This window comes from uncultured Ellagibacter sp. (genome assembly GCF_934617235.1).
Lineage (GTDB): Bacteria > Actinomycetota > Coriobacteriia > Coriobacteriales > Eggerthellaceae > Ellagibacter.
This window is the reverse complement of record NZ_CAKTTZ010000011.1, coordinates 49,131-55,188: the sequence shown is the minus strand read 5'-3', so window position 1 is coordinate 55,188 and position 6,058 is coordinate 49,131. Positions and strand designations below refer to the sequence as shown.

7 protein-coding genes are annotated in these 6,058 nt (G+C 59.4%); 1 reads left to right on the top strand and 6 read right to left on the bottom strand.

What is annotated here, in order from left to right; genetic code table 11:
• Window positions 1–407: 407 nt before the first annotated feature.
• Complete coding sequence (nadE, locus tag Q0G85_RS03720; RefSeq protein WP_297154841.1) at window positions 408–1,229, top strand: NAD(+) synthase; 822 nt, start codon at window positions 408–410, stop codon at window positions 1,227–1,229.
• A gap of 2 nt (window positions 1,230–1,231) precedes the next feature.
• Here the strand turns inward: nadE and Q0G85_RS03715 are convergent, their stop codons facing one another.
• The 6 genes from Q0G85_RS03715 to Q0G85_RS03690 form a co-directional block, all read right to left on the bottom strand.
• A complete protein-coding gene (locus Q0G85_RS03715) occupies window positions 1,232–1,498 on the bottom strand; it encodes a hypothetical protein (protein WP_297154839.1) in 267 nt (88 codons plus the stop codon).
• Between the two features lie 401 nt (window positions 1,499–1,899).
• A complete protein-coding gene (locus Q0G85_RS03710; protein WP_297154837.1) occupies window positions 1,900–2,538 on the bottom strand; it encodes a hypothetical protein in 639 nt (212 codons plus the stop codon).
• Window positions 2,539–2,599: 61 nt separating this feature from the next.
• Window positions 2,600–2,968, bottom strand: a complete 369-nt coding sequence (locus Q0G85_RS03705) for an SDR family oxidoreductase (protein WP_297154835.1) — start codon at window positions 2,966–2,968, stop codon at window positions 2,600–2,602.
• Window positions 2,969–3,067: 99 nt separating this feature from the next.
• Window positions 3,068–4,531 carry an MFS transporter gene (locus Q0G85_RS03700; protein WP_297154833.1) on the bottom strand — a complete coding sequence of 488 codons (1,464 nt, stop codon included), beginning with the start codon at window positions 4,529–4,531 and terminating at the stop codon, window positions 3,068–3,070.
• Window positions 4,532–4,656: 125 nt separating this feature from the next.
• Window positions 4,657–5,430 carry an SDR family NAD(P)-dependent oxidoreductase gene (locus tag Q0G85_RS03695; RefSeq protein ID WP_297154831.1) on the bottom strand — a complete coding sequence of 258 codons (774 nt, stop codon included), beginning with the start codon at window positions 5,428–5,430 and terminating at the stop codon, window positions 4,657–4,659.
• Window positions 5,431–5,527: 97 nt separating this feature from the next.
• On the bottom strand, window positions 5,528–6,058 hold the full coding sequence (locus Q0G85_RS03690; protein ID WP_297154830.1) for a VOC family protein: 531 nt from the start codon (window positions 6,056–6,058) through the stop codon (window positions 5,528–5,530).

Here is a 6,058-nt window from a genome sequence, read left to right as displayed (position 1 = left end):
CTGCGGAACTGCGCGCGGGACCCCCGCCCGCGGCCTTTCGAGTCGAAGGCGGGTTCGATCTGCGGGTTGCAAGTTGGGATTTCGTGTTTGGACGGTTTTGTTCGCGCGCAGGAGTCACTGGCGCACCCGGATTGCACGGGTTTCTGTGCAAAACCCTTCGTCGTAGTTCCTCATCCTGAGTTATTGCTATGACGTAGCTCCTGAATACGGGCGGGGGAGCTCGCGCGCAGTTCCGCAGCGCAGCGAGGACTGTCTGAGCACGAGTTTCCCCGCCCGCATTCAGGAGCGGACAAGGCGTTCTACTTATTCGCGTGGTCCAGCCTGCGAGACTTGAGGTTGCAACGCGTCTGAAACAATTGGCTGGCATACTAAAGCGCATCACGCGGATTATTGCGCAAGGAGGCTCCATGAAAGCTGGGGACAAGTATCAAGCATGTGTCGACGCGCTCGCGGCGTACGCGAAGGGTGCCGGTTTCTCGCAGGTCGTTATCGGGCTTTCGGGCGGTATCGACTCGTCGGTGACGGCGGTCATGGCGGTTGACGCGTTCGGCGCCAAGAACGTGCACGGTGTGCTTCTTCCCGGTCCCTACTCGACTGGTCACTCCATCGATGATGCCCTCGCCTTGGCGGAAAACCTCGGCATCGAGAGCCATACGGTGTCGATCTGCGAGCCGTTCGAGGCATTTGAGCAGGTCATCCGCAAGTCCTATAAGGAAAAGCTCGAGGGTTTGGCTTCCGAGAACACGCAGGCGCGTTGCCGCATGGTGATTCTCATGGCCCTTTCGAATGCGAATCGCTGGATGCTCGTGAACACCGGTAACAAGTCCGAGGCCGCCATGGGCTACTCCACACTCTACGGCGACACGGCCGGCGCATTCGCCCCGCTTGGCGGCTTGTACAAGACCGATGTCTACGAGGTGGGCCGTTGGCGCAACGAACAGGCGCGCGCGGCGGGCGACGTCGAGCCCATTCCCGAGAACGTGTTTGTGAAGCCGCCGAGCGCCGAGCTCGCTCCCGGCCAGAAGGACGAGGCCTCCATGGGCATCGACTATGAGACGCTCGACAAGCTGCTGATTGCCGTACTCGAACAGGGACAGTCGGTCGAGGACGCGTGCGACGCGATGGGCTTCGACCTCATGCAGGCGACAGGCCTGCTCGCACGAGCGGACTCCTACGCGTTCAAGCGCGCCCAAGAGCCTCCCTTTCCCGACGTGAAGTTCTACGGGTAACGCTATCTTTCCGTGAGCAAGAAAGCCATGTAGAGCGGCAGGGTCAGAATCGCGCCTGTACGGCCGATGTTCAAGTCTGCGAGTTTTATCGCTGAATCGACACGGTATTTTTCCGGGTGTTTGAGCACGGTTTTCACGCTTTTCGCGTTGCCATCGCGCGCTTTCACCTCAACGGGTACGCATTTGCCCCGATAGCGAATCACATAATCGAGTTCGAGTCTGGGACGATCGTTATTGATCGAGAATGAGGGTCGTGATCCCTGGGTCAAAACGCTCAGGAAGAGCCAAAGTATGCGCTTGATTTGGATCTTCCTGAGCTGGGCAAATAAACTTTTCCAAGGGACTTTTTAACGGAGACTGCAACTTTTTCAAGCGACTTTTCGTAGATTGAGCAACTTTTCCAAGCGACTTTTGAACCATGCGCTGCTTTAGTTGAGCTTGAAGTGAGCTGGAAAAGCTTCGTGATCTCTGAGGCGTATTCGCGATATCCGGCAAGGACCCCTCCCTCCCTCCCTCCCTCCCTCCCTTTCCCGACGTGAAGTTCTACGGGTAACGCTGAAAAATCGGCGGCGCACGGAAGTCTGCGATAACTTCCGTGCGCCGCCTGCGAGGGAATTGGTATTGGGGCGGATGGCCTCCTGGAATAATGGGAGGCCATCCGTTCGGAGGGCTATTTTCCGCCGAGGGGGATGAACATGGTTTCCGCGCTGCCGTCCCATTTGTCCTTGGCGTCGATGATGGCGTTGTGGAGTGCTTGGGCTCGTGGGGTGATCAATTGCACGGCGAAGCCAAGTTCCTTGCGCATATCGCACACCATGAAGGATGCCTTGCCAGTGTTCTTCTTGATTGCTTCAACATCCGCTCCGGTCGCTTTCGCCTTTTCGATCGCGTTCGCCATGTCGGGGTATCCCACCGTGATAACCGGGATCTTGAGGAATTCGCATGCGTCCTGCGCTTCTTCCAAATCCTCAACGAAGATATGCAGGTGGTTGAAGCCAGGTTCGCCTTCGGTATTAATCTCGCTGAACATCGTGGGAACGCTGAAGGGAACGGGTTCAACAACCTCGATAGTGTGGCTCCCCCAAGCGCCGTAGGCGGCATGGAACTCCAGGCCTGTGCAGTCGACTTCGTCGCCATGGAAGAGCAGGCGCGAGAAGGTGTTGGTGGTGTAGAAGAATGGACCGGAGCCGAAGATGCGGTTGTGGTCGGTCATGAACTTACGCCAATCCTGCGCGTAAAAGCCCAGCATATGGACCCAGTCACGGCCCTTGAAGTAGTCGGTGTAGTCTTTCGAGATAACGTTGCTCATGGGAATTATCCTCTCTTGAAGGCGCCTGCGGACGGGGGAGGCGCCGCAGGCGCGCTTGCCGTTAATCCAGCTGCTTGGCAGTGGTCATGCCGAATTTACCGCCATCCAAAATAAGGTCGACGCCGGTTAAGTAGTCGTGTCCTGGCTCAAGCAGGCGCACGATGAAATCGGCCATCTCTTCTGGTTCGCCCAAGCGGCCGAGTGCGGTGCCTTTTGCGATGCCGGCAATGATCTCATCAGGGGATTCGCGCAGCATGGGGGTGTCGAACGCGCCTGGGGCGATCGAGAAGATCTGACAGCCCTTGCGCCCGAAGCGCAGGGTGTTGGCGCGAGTGTAGTACTGGGTGAAGGTTTTGGAGATGGGGTAGTAAAGGTAGTCCTCACCCATGTGGCGCATCGCCTCTGGAACTTCGCGGTTCTGGATGGCCACTTTGATCTTGGTGAAGAACTCGGGGTCGTTCGGGCTGTCCCACAGTTCCTTTTCCTCGGGGGTGGGCTGGACGAAGTAGCCGTCAATCGACGAGGCCCCTTAACTCTCCATGTCCTCCGGCGCAGGCTTCTTCAGCAGGAAAGTGATGAAGAGCAGGATGATCCAGGCGACGAGCGCCACGACCATGCAGATGCGCATGCCGCCAGCGGGGTCGACGGCCAGAATCAGCGTGAACACAGCCATGCCGATGCCGGCGCCCAGGTTCTGGCCGAGCTGGATGGTGGAGTTGCCGATGGTGCGCTCTTTGGCGGTGAGCATGATCTGGGGTGCCGCGGACTGCGTGACCTGCTGCTGCGAGTTGAAGATGCCCGCCAGGAACATGAGCACGTAGATGACCCACACGGGCACACCGGGCACGAGGAAGAACACGAAGCACGCCATGACGACGACGCGGACGACGTTGCCGATGGTCATGACGGTCTTGGCGGTGCCGGCCTTGGCAACCATCTTGCCGAAGATCGGGCCGAGCACCAATCCGAGCACTGCCATGAGTGCGGATGCGAGGCCAGCGGCGGTTGCAGAGCCTATGGTCTGGCAGATGGGGTCGTTCGTTAGGGTGCGCATGATAAAGCCGGCAATGAAGAAGACGATGGTCATCGAACCGAAGTTATGCAGGAAGTTGGAAGCGGTGAGCACCAGCACGTTGCGGTTCTTGAGCGTCGCGATCGGGATGATGGCGTCGTTGCCCTTCTTCTTGATGTTGATTGCCAGAAGGATGAGGAACACGATTGCAATGACGAGCAGCGCCGTGTTGAGCGGCGTGCCGAATTTCACGTAGCTCGTACCCATAGACAGGCCGACGATGAGCGCTGCGAAGGCGATCATGACGCAGACGGCGCCGACGCCGTCAAAGCTCTTGCCCGCAGAAGCCAGGTCGGCGACTTCTTCCTTTTTCACCTTCACGCCGAAGAACGTGACGAGTGCGCCAATGACGAGGACGGCGACGCAGACCCACGTCCACACGCGCCAACCCAGCGAGTCGATGACGAAGCCGGCGACGATGGGGCCGATGAGCGTTGCGGCGGACATGACCGTGCCCACGAGACCCAGGTAGAAACCCGCTTTCTTGCGGTCATAAACGTCGCGGATGATGGTGAAGCCCACGCCGAAGACGGCGGCGGACACCATGCCCCAGAAGATGTTCGCAACCACGATCATCATCATGTTCGTGGCAACGGCGCGCACCAGAAGGACGCAGGCGCCGCCGGCGAGGCCGATCGTGCACAGGATGCGCTTGAGGTGCGGGTTGCGCGCGGCGATGAAGCCGAACACGGGCATCAGGGCAACGGAAAGCACGCTCGAAATGCTCTGCGCCAGGCCGTAGATGTCCATGCCGCCGATATCCGCCGCGGCGGCGGGTAGAACGGTGGCATTCGATGTGGAGATAAGCAGATTGGCGATGATTCCGCAATACACGCCGATCACCGTCAGAAGCTTCTTGCTTTCGGGCGCGTTCATGAAGGCGTTGGCCTTGGGGGCCTCGGCCTGAGTGTTGTCAGACATTGTCGCTCCTTGGAGTTTACGACTCCCGACTGCGCACGGAGTGTGCTACTGTACAGGAAGCCTTGTGAATGAGGCTATCTGGGCGGGACCTCGTTTAGCGGCAGGGTCCCGCCTTTTTGCTGTCGCTAGGCGAGCTCACCGCCGTCGATGACGAGGTGCTGCCCGTTCATGAAGCTCGAGGCGTCGCTTGCAAGGAAGAGCACCCCGTTGGCACAGTCGTCGACGTTGCCGTAGCGGCCCAGGGGAATCTTGCCGATGACGGAGTTGATGTAGGCCTCCATCTTGGTGGCGCCATGGGTCATGTCGGTGTCGATGAAGCCCGGGTACAGCGTGTTCACGCGCACGCCCTTCGGACCGAGTAGCTTGCCCCACTTCTGCGTGAGCGCGCGGACGGCGCCCTTCGTGGCGGTGTAGGCGGTGGAACCGGCCGCATGCCAGGAAGCAAGCGAGCCGATCGGGATGATGGCGCCCACGCCGTTTTTGGAGCACTCCTCCCAGCCGTATTTCACCATGAAGAAGATGCTGTCCAGGTTCACGGCCATGATGTTGCGCCAGTTCTCCGTGTTGAAGGCATCTTCCATGCTGCGCTCGGAAAGGCCCGAGGTCCCCGCAGCCAAGACCATGATGTCCAAGCGCCCGAAGTCGGCGACGCACTTCTCGACCGCCGCCTTGCAGACTTCCTCGCTCGAGGCGTCGCCCGCGAAATACGATGCTTCGCCGCCGGCCGCTTCGATTTCGGCGACGGCGTCTTTGAGCTTCTCCTCGCGGCGGGCCACCAAGAACACCTTGGCCCCGTGCGCGGCAAGCACCTTAGCGCTCTGATTGCCGATGCCGTGCGAGCTCGCGCCAGTGACAAGCGCCACGCGTCCGCTCAGGTCGTAGTAATCCCTCTCCATCATTTCCCCTCTCTTTTCGGTATGCACAAAGGCCCGCCCGCTTTATGCAGACGGGCCCAAAACCCACCATTGTTCGATTTTGTTGGGAAAGCCTTGATCCCTACTTGCCTCCCATAAGCGCGGACATGGGAATGAGCGCCGGCGTGCCTTCCTGAGCGTTCTCGTGGAGGGCCTTTACGCCTTGCCAGAGCTGCTCGATCGGCGCGTTGCACTCGATAAAGCAGCCCAGCTGGTCGCGTGCGTCCATGTACACGACCTTAAGCCCCTGGCCGGAAACCATTTCCATGGCAACTTCAACACCTGCGGCCTTGAATTCTTCGGCCACCGCGTCAACGTCGTCTGACCAAATGCAGAGGTGGTGCACGCCGAAGCCGTTATCCTTGTACACGTCGGGTTCGTCTGTGACAACCTCGATGAGCTCGATTTGCACGTCTTTGATGTGGCCCAGCGCGCAGCGGCTGCGCATGCCGGAGTCCTTGCCGTGGTACTTAAGCGAGGCTGGTTCGGACACGCCCAAGTCGACGAATGGACCGGCGCCGATTAGCTTGCTGAACATCTCGGCGGCCTTTTCCAGATTTTCGACGTAAAAGCCGATTTGCTTGATTCCGTACTTTCCGAGTAAATCTTTCAT